This window comes from Paenibacillus sp. J22FR5 (genome assembly GCF_059691975.1).
Genome location: NZ_JCAUAN010000012.1, coordinates 48273 through 62951 on the forward strand (window position 1 = coordinate 48273; position 14679 = coordinate 62951).

Consider the following 14679-nt stretch of genomic DNA (forward strand, 5'->3'; position numbering starts at 1 on the left):
CATTTAACACACATCATAAGCGGACACACGTCCAACCTAATTTCATACATGGTAACCCGCTGGCTGGCCCGAGCATCTGATTTGCATGCTCAGCTGCTAGCACCCCTTCTTATACGCTAAGTCATGAAGCGCGGGTTACGAAGAAGTTCGTAACGAGCGCTTTTCTGTTTCATAGAAGGCATATCGCTGCGTGCGGTATGTCTTTTTGCGTCTATAGGCGTATATGCAAGACTTGAGAGGAGTGAAATCACACATGTTTACGGTTTTAAAGAAATTAGCTTGGTTTTTCAAAATGAATTGGAAACGCTACAGCATCGCAATAGGGCTGCTCATCATCGTGGGAATTATTGATGTCATGCCGCCGAAGCTGATTGGTTATGCGATTGATGGTATACACATGGGCACGTTAACGGGGTCCAAAATGGTCCAATTACTCGCCTTCTGGGGCGTACTTATCGTAGCGGGCTACGGGCTGTCTTATGTTTGGTTGTATCAACTGTTTGGCGGCGCTTTCGTACTCGAGCGGGTGCTTCGATCCCGATTCATGAGGCAGCTGTTGAAGATGACACCAACGTTCTATGAACGTAACCGTACGGGCGATCTGATGGCGAGAGCAACGAACGATCTGCAAGCGGTATCGACGACAGCCGGTTTTGGCATTTTGACCTTCGTGGATTCCACGCTGTTCATGTTAACCATCCTGAGCATGATGGGCTTTTTCATCAGCTGGAAGCTGACCCTTGCTTCAATTTTGCCACTGCCGATCATGGCCGTAGCTATTACGATCTATGGGGGGCGTATCCACGAACGATTTATTCTTGCTCAGGATGCTTTTGGGCAAATGAATGACCGCGTTTTGGAGACTATTGCAGGTGTGCGGGTCATCCGTGCTTTTGTACAGGAGAAGGCTAGTGAACATAATTTCGCGACGATGACGGACGACGTTTATCGGAAAAATATCGCCGTAGCGGTTATTGATGCTCTTTTTGAACCAACGGTCAAAATTTTGGTAGGAATTTCCTATCTGATCGGGCTGTGTTATGGAGGCTATCTGGTGTTCCACAGTGAATTGACGCTAGGAGAGTTGGTGTCTTTCAATACCTTCCTAGGTATGCTGATCTGGCCGATGTTTGCCATTGGTGAGCTAATGAATATTATGCAGCGAGGTAATGCATCCTTAGATCGCGTCAATGAGACCCTTGGCTACAAGCCAGATGTCAAAGAAGTGCCGAATGCTGCTACGCAGCTGAAGCCGGATTCTATCTATTTTGAAAATGTAACCTTCCGGTACCCGTCCTCATCCATTGATAATTTAGTGGGCATGACATTCCGCTTAGAACGCGGACAGACGCTCGGCATTGTCGGCCGCACAGGCAGTGGTAAAACAACCCTCCTGAAGCAACTGCTGCGCGAGTACCCTGTTGGTCAGGGCAGCATCACGATTACGGATACGCCGATCGAGCAGATCGCAATCGACACGCTTCATGGCTGGATCGGTTATGTGCCGCAGGAGCCGATTCTTTTCTCCAAAAGTGTGCGAGAAAACATCATGTTCGGCAAGGGGCAAGGCACCGAAGAAGAACTGCATCGAGCTCTTGATTTAGCTGCATTCCGCAAGGACGTCGAGTTCCTGCCGGAAGGCTTGCAAACACTCGTCGGGGAAAAAGGCGTCGCCTTATCCGGTGGACAGAAGCAGCGCGTTTCCATCGCGCGGGCGCTATATGTCGATCCGGAGATTCTCCTACTCGATGATGCGCTCTCTGCGGTCGATGCGAAGACCGAAGCCGAGATCATTCGCGGCATTCGCTCCGAGCGCGCTGGTAAAACGACCCTGATCACCACGCACCGTCTCTCCGCCGTGCAGCATGCCGATTGGATTGTCGTGCTGGATGAGGGATATATCATCGAAGAAGGCACACATGAGCATCTGCTTGCGCTTGGTGGCTGGTATAAAGAGCAGTATGACCGGCAGCAGTTGGAAGAACAAACGGTTGGGTAAATCCTAACCCTAGCTATACGAAACAAAAGAAAAGTAGGTGAGACTCCTGATGAAACAAACGGGGAAGCGTTTATTCCAATATGCAGTAAAATTCAAGAAAACCTTGCTCATCGCCCTGGTATTCTTATCCTTGGCTGTAGCGACCGAGCTGGCGGGACCGTTCATTGCCAAGCACATGATCGATACCCACATTCTTGGCATCGAGAAGCCGTGGTATGAGACCCAGTCCGCGACGAAGAGCGATAAGGCTGTTGCGTATGAAGCAACTTTTTATAAGCGGAGTGATAACTTCGCGGAAGGCGAGCCGAAGGGGAGAGAGGTTCGTATTCTACAAGTGGGGGGCAAATTCGTATGGCTAGATGGGGCACTCCCTTGGGACGGTGTACGCAAGTTAACGGACGATGGCAAGCTGCTCGTCACACAAGATGGTAAGCAGGCCGAATATGTGGTGAAGAAGCTGAGTGTGCAGGAACTATATAGCTTTTATAAACCGCAATGGGCGGATCTAATGACGCTGGCGGGATTCTATGTGATCCTGATTTTCGTAGGAGCCGGCTTTACGTATGGGCAGAAATTTCTGCTCCAATCCGCGGCGAATCGCATCATTCAGCGTATGCGCAGGGACGTGTTCGCGCAAATCCAGCGACTGCCGATCAATTATTTTGATAATCAGCCTGCGGGCAAAATCGTTTCACGCATCACCAATGATACCGAATCTGTTCGGGATCTGTATGTGCAGGTGTTAGCGAACTTTTTTACGGGTACGATCTATATCGTTGGTATTATCGCCGCTATTTTTATTTTGGACTATCGCTTGGCGCTCTTCACACTGCCGGTTATCCCTTTGTTGATAGCGTGGATTATCGTTTATCGGAAGTATGCTTCCACCATCAATCACGAAATCCGGGAGCGCATTAGCGCAATCAACGGTATGATCAATGAGGCGATTCAAGGGATGACGATCATTCGTGCTTTTCGCCGACAAAAGGAAACGACCGAAGAGTTTGAAATTCTGAACGAGGAATATACACGGTACCAAAATAAGCTGCTCAGCCTGAACTCTTTGACCTCTCATAATCTGATGAACGTGGTACGGAACTTGTTCTTCTTTGGATTGATCTGGTATGTCGGCGGCAGTTCGCTGAATGCGTTGATTACCGTGGGCGTGCTCTACGCCTTCGTTGATTATCTCAACCGGATGTTCCATCCCATGGTAGGTATCGTGAATCAGCTGCCAAATTTGGAGCGAGCGCTTGTGTCGGCTGACCGGGTATTCGAGCTGTTAGATGAGCAAGGCATCGACGTTGTAGCTGAAAAAGACGACCGTTACAAAGGTCACGTGAGTTTCGAGCACGTTCGCTTCGCCTACAAAGAAGGGGAAGATGTGCTGAAAGACATCTCCTTCGAGGCCAAACAAGGGCAAACCATTGCGCTGGTCGGGCACACCGGCTCAGGCAAAAGCTCCATCCTGAACCTCCTCTTCCGTTTCTACGAGGTCAGCGAAGGGCGCATTACGGTGGATGGCCGGGACATCCGCGAGCTATCGAAGCAGCAGCTTCGGCAGCACATGGGCATCGTGCTGCAGGATCCGTTCCTGTTCACGGGGACGATTGCGTCCAATGTTTCCTTGGACGATCCGTCCATCACCCGGGAACGGGTGGAGGCGGCGCTGCGCGAGGTTGGCGCAGCGGAAATGCTTGGGGCGCTGCCGCACGGCCTCGATGAGCCTGTCATCGAGAAGGGCAGCACGCTGTCTGCTGGGCAGCGGCAGCTGATTTCTTTTGCCCGGGCGCTGGCGTTCGACCCAGCAATCTTGATCCTCGATGAGGCGACGGCCTCCATCGACACCGAGACCGAGGCCGTCATTCAGGCCGCGCTCGATGTGTTGAAGAAGGGGCGGACCACCTTCATCATTGCGCACCGACTGTCGACGATCCGAAGCGCCGACATGATTCTTGTCCTCGATCACGGCGAGATCGTCGAGCGTGGCAACCATGAGGAGCTCATGGGGCTCCTCGGGCGGTACTACCAGATGTACCAGCTGCAGGCTGGACATCCGGAAATTGCTGCGGCTGCGGAGGACGCAGAGCCGAGCCGTTTGTAGGCGGGGCGGATTGGGCGTAAGGACTAGGTCGCGAGTCGTGGACGAAGCTCGACAAAAGGCTAACGACTCCGACTTTCCATTATGTTACAATGAAACCAATTCAGGTTTGCACGAAATGGAGGAGTCGTTATGCGTTCCGATACGAAACGTTTGTTAAACTTGTTGCAGTTGCTATCCGAAATTGCGATTGCAGCAGGGTATTTGCTTGGCCTTATTCCATTTGTTTATGCGTGGTCATGTTCATGGGTGATCCCGCTCGTCTTCGTCAATCTGGTATTTGCCATCCTCACGGGCAATGGGACTACGGTGAAAACGATCATTAATATTGTCATGGCGTTCCTCAGTCTGATCCCTCTGCTCGGATACCTTTTCCGATTCGGCGGACTACTGATGTCAGGACTAAATTTGAAAGAGTTGTCCAAGGCAAGAAACAGCTAAATAGAAGTGGTGAGAAAAACGGATGGTGCCGACTTGGCGCTCATCCGTTTTTTATGTATGGCGTGGTGAATTCAAGCAGAGGATGTAGGGACAATAAGGGAGCGCCAGTAATTTTCGCGGCAGGCTCAGCCTGTGGAGAGCTAATACGCCAGCCCCACGCGGCAGCCCACATACGTGCCCTCCACCGCGACGCGGTAGGTGAATGCCGCCGTGTCGCCGACGGAGATGGACGTGCCGCCATCTGGCAAGAAGTCGCGCTCCGCGCGGAACTGACCCTGCGCCTCGCCGTCGGGCAAATAAGTTGGACACACAACGGTCCAACTGAGTCCCGACGCGGCGAGCAGCGCCCACGCCTTGCGGTGCTCCTCGGCCGCGCGTGTGGAGGAGCGCCGCGTGTCCGGCGCCTCAAAGCGCAGCAGCCCCGGATGCTCCCGGCTCTGCAGGATGCCGGCGGTGCCGACGGTCACCACGCGGCTCACGCCGGCAGCCTTCATCGCCCCGATGAGCAGGGGCGTCGCCTCGGTCAGCACCGTGCCGCCATCGGTGCCAAGGCAGCTCACGACCACGTCTACGTGCACACCGTTCATGGCCTGCTCAAGATCCGCTGCGGAACAAGCATCACCTTGCAGCAAGGTGAGTCGATCGGATCGCAGGGTTACTTTTTCGACATTCCGCACGACTGCTGTAACTTCATGGCCATCCTGCAAAGCCTGCACAAGAATGCGCTGCCCCACACGGCCAGTTGCTCCTAATAATAGAAAATGCATAATTGTTCTCCTTCAATATGTAGTCTGTTTTACGTTATTGTCATATGCGTCTTTCTAGGCACTTCCCGTCTTATTTGCCCTCTTATACCCCCAGTATAACAAACAAAGTACACAATGAAGAAAACCCCGATCATACCTTTTCGGGCATGAGGGGGCTATCCTGGTTGCTTCTTCTCAGTTGATCGAGTCCCCTATTACAGTTTAGCTACGAATGTAAAGGCGATAGAACGTGTGAAAATGGTTGGGTTGAACACGGTGATGACATAAACAGTGTCGGATTGGTTGTAGAAGCTAGTTGCGTAAGCAGGCAAGGAGTTTTGATTGGCGATGAAAAATCCGGCACTTACAGGTTTGAAAGCTCCGCCTCGGAACGTGAAAGTAAAGAAGGTGTTCGGCGAGATGGTACGGAAGAAAGTGAAACGTTGGAACCCGTTACCTAAATCTGTTTTGCGATTCGCTTTTTGAGGCGTGGAAACAGCTTTAACGATTTTTGCTTTTTTTACGCTCATGGGTCATCCCTCCTTCTAATCTAGTAGATGCTAAATTGCGAGATTTGGTGTGGATGAATCTACCAGTCGGTTCATATCATTTTTGGTAAGAAGAGACCAGACTCTCGCTTTCATTGGAAGGTTTGGAAGGGCGACTTGAATCGAAGTTGCGAATCCAGCATAATAGAAGGTATTGAGTTCGATGAAGACGGGATAGAAGGGAATTTCGGGGGCATGAGAATTAATAAATTTATTAGTGAAACTGGCGTTTGCTCCAGACGTGAGGCAGACAAATGGGTTGAAGCGCGGCGTGTAACGATTAATGGTGAAGTTGCTGGGCTGGGCAGTGTAGTAGGTCCTGGTGATGAGGTAAAAGTCGATGGTCGTGCGATTGGTGAGAAGAAAGAACACGTTTATATTGCGCTTAATAAGCCTGTGGGGATCACGAGTACGACAGAAGCGCATATTCGTGGGAATATCGTGGATTTCGTGGGGCATTCGGAGCGGATTTTCCCTATCGGCAGATTGGACAAGGACTCGGAAGGACTCATCCTGCTGACGAATAACGGGGATATTGTGAATCAGATTCTCCGTGCGGAGAACAATCATGATAAAGAGTATATCGTTACCGTGAATCGGCCGATTACGCAGATGTTTTTGCGGGGCATGGCAAGCGGGGTACGTATTCTAGGCACGATGACGAAGCCTTGTGAAATCGTTCAAGTGAATGAACGGGTGTTTCGCATCATACTGACCCAAGGCTTGAATCGGCAAATCCGGCGAATGTGTGAGGCCTTTGGCTATCGCGTAGTGCGTCTGCAGCGTGTTCGGATTATGCATATTCATTTGGGTGCTTTGAAGGTGGGTAAATGGCGGGATTTAACGCAGGGCGAGCTGAAGGATCTCATGCAGACACTTAGCCAAGAGAATGCCAAATCCAATCCGTAGCTTCATAAAATCATAGCCATCTAACGTAGGAACGCAAGCATGATCATTCACTTAAAGGGATGATTATGCTTGTGTTTTTTTGTTAAAAATTTCTTGGAGCGACTGCAACCTTTTTCCAGAATTCACCGTCAAGTACTATATGGCAATTGGACACGTCTAAGCAGCTGCCAGTCATGTGGATCCACATGTTGTATGGAGAACACTAAGGAGGAAGATGACTTTGAAATTATTGAAACAAGCAGGCACGATGGTACTCGCTTCGACATTGCTGCTCACGGTTGCCCCAGTCGGGGTATGGGCGGATATGGCATCTGGTACAGAAATGGTTTCTATGACTTCTCCTGCCTTCCCTGGACAAGTCGATGCGTCCGCGCTCGATGCCAAAATTACGAAAGATCAAGCTCTTGCACGTGTCAAAACCTACATAACATTACCCGATGACTATACATTTCAATCGATTAGTTTGAATGCTTACTACGGAATGAACGGCAAAAATATCCCAAACTGGAACATTAGCTATGTCAAAAAGGTGAAAGATCGTTATTATGGCTCTGCGAATGTCTCCATTAATGCGCTGGACGGGACGTTGACTTCGTATTCCATGAATGACAATGATCCTGAGCATAAGCCAAGTTATCCGCCAAAGGTGGATTTCCAAGCTGCGAAGGAGCTGGCTGCTGCTTTCGTTGCGAAAGTGAACCCGGAGAAGCAGAAAGAGCTTCTCTACGATGACACCGTAGAAAAGTCGTTCCGCACACCGCTCGATGGCAATTATCAATATAATATCCGTTATGATCGTTCCGTAGGGGGAGTGCCTTTTTCAGGAAACGGACTCAATGTCAATGTCAATGGAGACGGTCAGATCACAAGTTATTGGTACAATTGGGACGATAATGTGATTTTTGATGGGGCGAGTACACCGATTTCGAAGGAGAAGGCGGTTCAGCTTTTCCGTGATAAGACCGATCTTTCCTTGCAGTATCAAATTCCTTATAACGCCAGAGGGAAGAGAGCTCCGATCATTACGTATTCGATGAATGGTTTTGCTCTGGATGCTGTAACAGGAGAAGTGTGGAGCCCAACGCCAGTAGTGAATCCTGGAAAGGGGAAGCCTTTAACCGATAAACCGCTTGGCGCCAAGCCTCATGCTACCTTGAATCTGACGAAGGAAGAAGCGATTAAGAAGATTACAACGACGTTTAACCTGTCTTCCGATTATATGCTGCAAGAAGCCTCTTATAATGAATCCACAGATGCTGAAACAGGTGAGACAACTTCGAGCTGGAATATGAGTTGGAACAAGTCTTCCGCGGATGCATCGGCTAGCGGCAAAATGATTTCGGGCAGCTCCATCTGGGCAAATGTAAATAGTAAAACCGGAGAAATCACCAATTTCAACTCCTACGTGCCATATAGTCCTGAAAACGACAAACCTGTTGAGGGTAAAGTTTCTTTGGATGATGCGATTAAGAAAAGCACGGATTTTGTTAAGGCGCAGCTGCCTGCTTCTACAGATCAACTCGTGCTTAATGTTCAGAAGGAGTACTCCGAAGATATGTTGAAGCAAATGCGCACATGGGAAATTCACTTTACGCGTGAACTTGATGGCGTCAGCGTCAATAATGAAGAGGTAAGGGTAAGTATTGATCGTGTAACTGGAGAAATTACGAATTATTATGTATCTCTAAGCAATGTGGCTTACCCAACGCAAAAGCCAGAGGTCATTTCCATCGATAAGGCGAAGGATCTGTGGCTTGGACAATTTGATATAAAGCTGGGCTATGTGCTGGAGAGCAATGGTTACCTCGGTGCGATTCCAATTGAGAAATACCGCGTGATGGTGGCAGCAGGAGATCTTCCTAAGTCAGCTATAAATGAAAAGGGAGAATTGAAGGCGAAGCTTGTATACTCCCTTATTTCCAAAAACAATAACCGTGAGGCATTCCTTCTGGATGCGCAAACCGGTCAATGGCGCAGTGCGCAATCTGGTGATGTTATTTCCTTGGATAAGATCACGGTGAGTGATATAGATAACCATTGGGGCCAAAAAGAATTACAACTCATGCTTGATTATCAAGCATTGGATGTGAAAGATGGGAAGGTAAATCCGGATCAGACGATCAAGCGCGGTGAGTTGGTCAAAATGCTTGTTATCGCCATGAATGGCGGAAACGGTGGCATTTATTACGGCGCGGAACGGAAAGCTTCCTTCTCGGATGTAAACAATGGCTCGCAGTATTTTGCCTACGTTGAAAATGCTGTCGATCGTGGTTTGCTGGATGCAGGTACAGAATTTAATCCTGAAGCTATGATGGATCGTGAAGCCATGGCGCAATTGATCGTGAAGGCGCTCGGCTACAAAAACCTAACGAAATATGACGGTGTATTTAACAGTCAATTCGCTGATGCTGGAAAACTGGCACACGTGGGTGATGCTGCTATCGTCGTTGGACTGAATATTATGTCGCTTACCGACGGTTATTTTGCTCCACAAGAAGAAGTGACGAAAGCACAGGCCGCAAGCGCGTTCTACCGTTTCTTACAAAAAAGAGCTGAACTGCAAGATAAACCGGGATATTACTACTAATCGAAACCGATACTAAACTACGATTTTGATATAGGTAGAACGACAAAAGACCTCTCAAATGAGAGGTCTTTGTTCAGTGAAGACAGTTAAGTTTTGGTGAAAAGTAAAGAACACAATTGGCGGTAATGTTCCTTCATATCCTCTTTGGTATAGGCTTTCTCGCTTTTGATATGAAAATAGCCGATGGGTGAAATAGAGCAAATGATCGTATGGGCAGCAAGATCTGGCACAGGCTGCTGAGTTTGATCTGTCCCAAGGGATTCAAGAATAAGGGACGACAATTTGTCGCGGATGAACAGATACATAGGCGACAGGAAAAAGTTGCCGCGATCATCCTCACAGTTCAAATTCATCTTGGAGGCCATGGCCACGATAAGCTCTGCTTTTTCTTCGATGGCATCGATCCACAGATCCAAAATACCGGTTAGTCGATCGATGGGAGCGATATGACTATGTTGTTCAAGATACGACATAATCTCGTTGATAAGCTGTCTCCCATAATGTTGGAGTACGTCGAAGCAAAGATCCCCTTTATGGGCATATCTGCGATACAGGGTAGCTTGTCCGATGCCAGCTGTTTTGGCTATTTGATGCATGCTGACGGATTGAACGCCATATTCTTGAAAGAGCTGTTTGGCAGTTTGAAGTATTAATTGGCGATTTTCCATGGCGTCCTTGCGTTCATGACGAATGGACATTCTGCAACCACCTCGTTAGTAATGAATTTGATGTATTCGTATTGACAAAAAAACAAAAGTTCGTTAGCATCAAATTTATGTAAACGGACAGATGTCCGTTTACAACAAAGGTGTTGATACTCGTATAAGTCACTATTGTACAGTGTAGACAATATACGGTCAACGATAGACACTAGAGAGCAATTAAACGGATGGAGGGATGACATGTCTTCGAAAGTAACATCGCCGGAAACAGAAGCTCCATTTTCAATGCGCAGCATTTTGGGGCCGCTGGTAGCTATTGTAGTTGGTATTTTCATGGTTATTTTGGACGGAACAGCGGTAAACGTTGCTCTTCCTAAGCTGCAAGAGGAATTTGAGTTGTTGAACTTATCACTTGTTCAATGGACGGTTATTGGTTATGCGTTAGCGCAAGCAGCGGTTATTCCGTTGGCAGGATGGCTATCGGATCGCTTTGGTGCTAAGAAAATTTTCTTGATTTCCGTAGGACTTTTTACAATTGGATCAGGGCTGTGCGCGTTAGCTAACACAGTTGAAATGCTGATTACGTTCCGTGTTATTCAAGGCTTAGGCGGCGGCGTCGTTGTGCCGATTGCTATGGCGTTCATTTATCGTTTGTCACCCCCAGGCAAAGTAGGGGCTGTCATGGGTATGATGGGTATTCCGATTCTACTTGGTCCAGCTCTAGGCCCCGTTGTTGCTGGTTGGTTAGTTGAATATCATAGCTGGCAGTGGATCTTCTTGATTAACTTGCCGATCGGTGTTATTGGTATTCTCTTAGGGATTCGTACATTACCTAATATTCAACGTCAGTCGGTTGCTTCCTTGGATTTGCTGGGCATGCTGTTAGGCCCTCTAGCTTTCGCAGCACTTGTTTATGGGGTATCCAACGGTGGTATTGATCCGTTAACGGGGAAATCCACTTGGACGGATGCAGATACACTGATTGGTTCTGGTATCGGTGTAGTAGCACTTATCCTATTCATTATTGTTGAACTCAGACAGAAGAATCCACTCTTGGAGCTTCGCGTTTTCCGTTCTGGTAACTTTACCAAAGGGATTATCGTGCAATGGATTTCACAGATTGCCATGTTCGGAACGATGTTCCTTGTTCCTCTTTACTTGCAACAAGCGCATGGATACAGCCCATTGAAAACTGGACTGATCATGCTTCCGCAAGCGTTGGCTTCTGGTTTGTTCATGCCAATTGGCGGTAAGCTGTCTGACCGTTTCGGCGCTCGTCCGCTCGTTGTAGCCGGTATGGTGCTTACAACGATTTCGGCTCTATTGCTTTCCAATATTTCTGGTGATTCAGGTGTAGGTACGGTTATGCTGCCGCTCACTCTTCTTGGAGCGGGTATGGGACTGTTCATGATGCCGCTCAATAACCATTTGATTCAATCAGCGCCTCAGAACTTGGTTGGTCGTGTAACATCACTGACGAACGCGGCACAGCAAGTTATGATGTCCTTCGCCATTGCGATCTTGATGACGATTTTCAGTACGAAAATGAAGGATTTAATGGTCGACCAAGGTGCGCAAAAGCCAGATGTAGGCTTGTATGCTTCCTCATTCGGGTACACGTTCCTCATTTTGCTTGGCATCGCGATTATTGGCGGTCTGCTTGGTTTCATGCTTCAGAAGCCTAAGAAAGTGGAAGGCGAGTCCACAAGCGGGGCTGAAATTCCGATGATGGTTGGTCACTAATTAGTAAGCTTTCGCTTTCTATGCGAAAAGCGCATTTTCCATCATGGGGAATGCGCTTTTTCAGTTACATCATATTTGCGTACAGAATGCATCACATATGTTACAATACATGTTAAAACTCTATGGAAGCTTCAAAAAAGAAAGGGTGTCAGCGAAGATGGTTGTATCTGGTAAAGTGGGTTTAGAAGATATTATTAGAGCCAATCATGTGCTCAGCAGGGTGATTGAACCATCGCCTTTGCAACGCAATGAGCTGCTCTCGAGCCAGTATGAATGTAACGTTTATCTCAAACGTGAGGATATGCAGATCGTCCGTTCCTTCAAAATTCGTGGAGCCTACAATGTGATCCAAAGCTTAACGGAAGAAGAACGCGCAGCGGGTGTTGTATGTGCGAGCGCAGGGAACCATGCGCAGGGCGTGGCATACTCCTGTAAACAGCTAGGCATTGAGGGCAAAATTTTCATGCCGACAACGACGCCGCGTCAGAAAATTTCCCAAGTGAAGCTGTTCGGCGGTTCATTCGTGGAAGTGATCCTCACGGGAGATTCCTTCGATGATTCTTCCAACCAAGCCAAGGCGTATTGTTTGAAAGAGAATAAGGTGTTCATTCATCCGTTTGACGATGTGCGTACGATTGCAGGGCAAGGGACGGTTGGGCTGGAGATTATGAATCAAATGCCGGAAACGCCGGATTTCATCTTTGCAACGATTGGCGGAGGTGGACTAGCTGCGGGTGTGGCTACGTATGTGGCAAGTGTATCCCCGCGAACGCGCATTATTGGCGCAGAGCCGGAGGGTGCGGCAAGCATGACGGAAGCACTGAAGCAGGGGGGCGTCGTCAAGCTGCCATCGATTGAGAAATTTGTTGACGGTGCGGCCGTAGCGCAAGTAGGTGAGATGACGTTTGACATTTGCAAAGAAATGCTGGAGGATATCGTCATTATTCCTTCCGGCAAAGAATGTACAACCATTCTGGAGCTCTACAATAGTAATGCGATTGTTATTGAGCCGGCAGGGGCCCTTCCTGTTGCTGCATTGGATGCGTACCGTGAACAAATTCGCGGGAAGAACGTCGTATGTATCATCAGCGGCGGCAATAATGATATCGATCGGATGCAGCAGATTAAAGAAAGATCCCTCATGTATGAGGGTTTGAAGCATTACTTTATCTTGAATTTCCCGCAACGTGCAGGTGCACTTCGTGAATTTTTGGAGGAAGTACTAGGACCTACGGACGACATCACCCGTTTCGAGTATACGAAGAAGAATAATCGGGATGATGCACCAGCGTTAGTCGGCATTGAACTTAAGAATAAGGACGATTATGAAGGACTCATTGAGCGCCTTTCCCGCAAGGATTACGGCTATATCGAAATTAACAAGGATCCAAAGCTGTTTAACCTGTTGATTTGATGTAAGGGGATTCAATGACATGACAAGTGTCATAAAATTAACATAGAGCAATCTAGATTTTATTAACCGCTGGTTGTATAATCAATAATTGGGGCTTGGAACCTATATTGTCGGTGAAAACAAAAAAGATATGTTAACTTGTGTGACATGACGAATTATGTGAATGTCAGTGTGATTTGCTTTTCTGTTAGGAATCAAAATGATACACTTAATTTGGAGTCAACTTACATAATTTAACTGAATTTGGTCAACCTACAGTGTGGGCTTCATGGTTTTCAATTTAATGATGATACGATGGGGGTAAAATCGATGAAGAAGATTTTTTCGACAGTGCTTATGACTGTAACGGTTTCTGCATTAGTGATTTCCGGTTGTGCCAAAAAAGAAGAGACAAAAACGGGTTCATCCGCATCACCAACACCTGCAGCAGTAACTAGCGACAACACAGGCAAAGACTTCAAAATCGGCATGGTTACAGATATCGGTGGCGTAAACGACAAGTCCTTTAACCAAAGCGCTTGGGAAGGCTTGACGCTTCTGAAAAAACAAACAAGTGCTAACGTGAAAGACCTTGAAAGTAAAAGCGACGCAGATTACACGCCGAACTTGAATCAATTCGTTAAAGATGGCTACAACCTAACTTGGGGTATTGGCTTCTTGATGGGCGATTCCGTTAAAACGGTAGCAACTCAAAACCCGAACGCGAAACTCGCGATCATTGATAACGTTGTAGATGCTCCGAACGTGGAATCTGTTACTTTCTCCGAGCAAGAAGGTTCTTACCTTGTTGGTGTGGTTGCAGGTCTTACAACGAAAACAAACAAAATCGGTTTCGTTGGCGGAATCGACATCCCGGTTATCAAACGTTTTGAAGCTGGCTTCGTAGCTGGTGTTAAAGCGGTAAATCCAGGTGCTAAAGTTCAAATCAACTACACAGGCGCTTTCGACAAGCCTGATCTTGGTAAAGCGGCAGCAGCAACCATCTACAACGATGGCGCTGATATCATTTTCCACGCAGCTGGATCCACAGGTAACGGTGTATTCAACGAAGCGAAAGATCGCGCGAAAAACGGTAAAAAAGTATGGGTTATCGGTGTAGATAAAGACCAATCTCTTGAGTTTGGTGATGAAGTAACACTTACATCCATGTTGAAACGTGTTGACTCTGCGGTACTTCGTGTATCGAAAGATCTAGTTGCAGGCAAATTCCAAGGTGGTAAAGTCGTTACATTGGGTCTGAAAGACGATGGTGTAGGCCTTCCTGAAACATCCAAGAAAAACGTTTCTGCGGAAATCTTGAAAAAAGTTGACGAGTACAAAGCCAAAATTATTAGCGGCGAAATCAAAGTTCCTGAAAAACCATAAGCGTCTATCGGACGATCATGGCTTGAACGATAGTTTTGCTCCTGAACAAACAAGGCTAGTTATACTAACTAGCCTTGTTCTTTAGTTTTAAAGGGAAATATAGCCGACTTATCATGTGAAACTTATAAATGCTTATATTTGAATAAAAAATTGATCCTTAGGGT

General features: G+C 47.6%; 11 protein-coding genes. 8 read left to right on the top strand and 3 right to left on the bottom strand.

Annotated features, from left to right (window positions below; genetic code table 11):
- The first annotated feature begins 253 nt into the window (after window positions 1-253).
- The 3 genes from AC58P7_RS17020 to AC58P7_RS17030 all read left to right on the top strand — a co-directional run bounded on the left by AC58P7_RS17020 (window position 254) and on the right by AC58P7_RS17030 (window position 4541).
- Window positions 254-1999, top strand: coding sequence for an ABC transporter ATP-binding protein (locus tag AC58P7_RS17020; RefSeq protein WP_497344845.1), 1746 nt, complete (start codon window positions 254-256; stop codon window positions 1997-1999).
- A gap of 49 nt (window positions 2000-2048) precedes the next feature.
- Entirely contained in the window at window positions 2049-4103 is a 2055-nt protein-coding gene (locus tag AC58P7_RS17025; RefSeq protein WP_497344847.1) for an ABC transporter ATP-binding protein, read from the top strand.
- Between the two features lie 129 nt (window positions 4104-4232).
- Window positions 4233-4541, top strand: coding sequence for a hypothetical protein (locus AC58P7_RS17030; RefSeq protein ID WP_497344849.1), 309 nt, complete (start codon window positions 4233-4235; stop codon window positions 4539-4541).
- Window positions 4542-4681: 140 nt separating this feature from the next.
- Here AC58P7_RS17030 and AC58P7_RS17035 read toward each other — a convergent pair whose 3' ends face one another.
- Together AC58P7_RS17035 and AC58P7_RS17040 are read right to left on the bottom strand one after the other, a co-directional pair.
- Window positions 4682-5308, bottom strand: coding sequence for an NAD(P)-dependent oxidoreductase (locus AC58P7_RS17035; RefSeq protein ID WP_497344851.1), 627 nt, complete (start codon window positions 5306-5308; stop codon window positions 4682-4684).
- Window positions 5309-5502: 194 nt separating this feature from the next.
- Window positions 5503-5817, bottom strand: a complete 315-nt coding sequence (locus tag AC58P7_RS17040; RefSeq protein WP_497344853.1) for a hypothetical protein — start codon at window positions 5815-5817, stop codon at window positions 5503-5505.
- 213 nt (window positions 5818-6030) lie between these two features.
- On the opposite strand from AC58P7_RS17040, the gene rluF reads away from it, so the two are divergent.
- Both rluF and AC58P7_RS17050 read left to right on the top strand, forming a co-directional pair.
- Window positions 6031-6744: a 23S rRNA pseudouridine(2604) synthase RluF gene (gene rluF, locus AC58P7_RS17045; protein ID WP_497344855.1), complete on the top strand. Its 714-nt coding sequence runs from the start codon at window positions 6031-6033 to the stop codon at window positions 6742-6744.
- Window positions 6745-6964: 220 nt separating this feature from the next.
- On the top strand, window positions 6965-9331 hold the full coding sequence (locus AC58P7_RS17050; RefSeq protein ID WP_497344857.1) for a YcdB/YcdC domain-containing protein: 2367 nt from the start codon (window positions 6965-6967) through the stop codon (window positions 9329-9331).
- An 86-nt stretch (window positions 9332-9417) separates the two neighbouring features.
- On the opposite strand, the gene AC58P7_RS17055 is transcribed toward AC58P7_RS17050, so the two are convergent.
- A complete protein-coding gene (locus tag AC58P7_RS17055) occupies window positions 9418-10029 on the bottom strand; it encodes a TetR/AcrR family transcriptional regulator (protein ID WP_497344859.1) in 612 nt (203 codons plus the stop codon).
- 204 nt (window positions 10030-10233) lie between these two features.
- Between AC58P7_RS17055 and AC58P7_RS17060 the strand changes: the two genes are divergently transcribed.
- The 3 genes from AC58P7_RS17060 (at window position 10234) to AC58P7_RS17070 (ending at window position 14515) form a co-directional block, all read left to right on the top strand.
- On the top strand, window positions 10234-11736 hold the full coding sequence (locus AC58P7_RS17060) for a DHA2 family efflux MFS transporter permease subunit (RefSeq protein ID WP_497344861.1): 1503 nt from the start codon (window positions 10234-10236) through the stop codon (window positions 11734-11736).
- A gap of 157 nt (window positions 11737-11893) precedes the next feature.
- A complete protein-coding gene (ilvA, locus tag AC58P7_RS17065; RefSeq protein ID WP_497345015.1) occupies window positions 11894-13150 on the top strand; it encodes a threonine ammonia-lyase IlvA in 1257 nt (418 codons plus the stop codon).
- A gap of 309 nt (window positions 13151-13459) precedes the next feature.
- On the top strand, window positions 13460-14515 hold the full coding sequence (locus tag AC58P7_RS17070) for a BMP family lipoprotein (protein WP_497344863.1): 1056 nt from the start codon (window positions 13460-13462) through the stop codon (window positions 14513-14515).
- Window positions 14516-14679: the final 164 nt, after the last annotated feature.

Bases quoted from the DNA above. Each gene is read 5' to 3' on its own strand.
- AC58P7_RS17030 (WP_497344849.1), top strand. From the start codon at position 4,233: ATGCGTTCCGATACGAAACGTTTGTTAAACTTGTTGCAGTTGCTATCC.
- AC58P7_RS17035 (WP_497344851.1), bottom strand. From the start codon at position 5,308: ATGCATTTTCTATTATTAGGAGCAACTGGCCGTGTGGGGCAGCGCATT.
- AC58P7_RS17040 (WP_497344853.1), bottom strand. From the start codon at position 5,817: ATGAGCGTAAAAAAAGCAAAAATCGTTAAAGCTGTTTCCACGCCTCAA.
- AC58P7_RS17060 (WP_497344861.1), top strand. From the start codon at position 10,234: ATGTCTTCGAAAGTAACATCGCCGGAAACAGAAGCTCCATTTTCAATG.
- AC58P7_RS17055 (WP_497344859.1), bottom strand. From the start codon at position 10,029: ATGTCCATTCGTCATGAACGCAAGGACGCCATGGAAAATCGCCAATTA.
- AC58P7_RS17020 (WP_497344845.1), top strand. From the start codon at position 254: ATGTTTACGGTTTTAAAGAAATTAGCTTGGTTTTTCAAAATGAATTGG.
- rluF (WP_497344855.1), top strand. From the start codon at position 6,031: ATGAGAATTAATAAATTTATTAGTGAAACTGGCGTTTGCTCCAGACGT.
- AC58P7_RS17025 (WP_497344847.1), top strand. From the start codon at position 2,049: ATGAAACAAACGGGGAAGCGTTTATTCCAATATGCAGTAAAATTCAAG.
- AC58P7_RS17070 (WP_497344863.1), top strand. From the start codon at position 13,460: ATGAAGAAGATTTTTTCGACAGTGCTTATGACTGTAACGGTTTCTGCA.
- ilvA (WP_497345015.1), top strand. From the start codon at position 11,894: ATGGTTGTATCTGGTAAAGTGGGTTTAGAAGATATTATTAGAGCCAAT.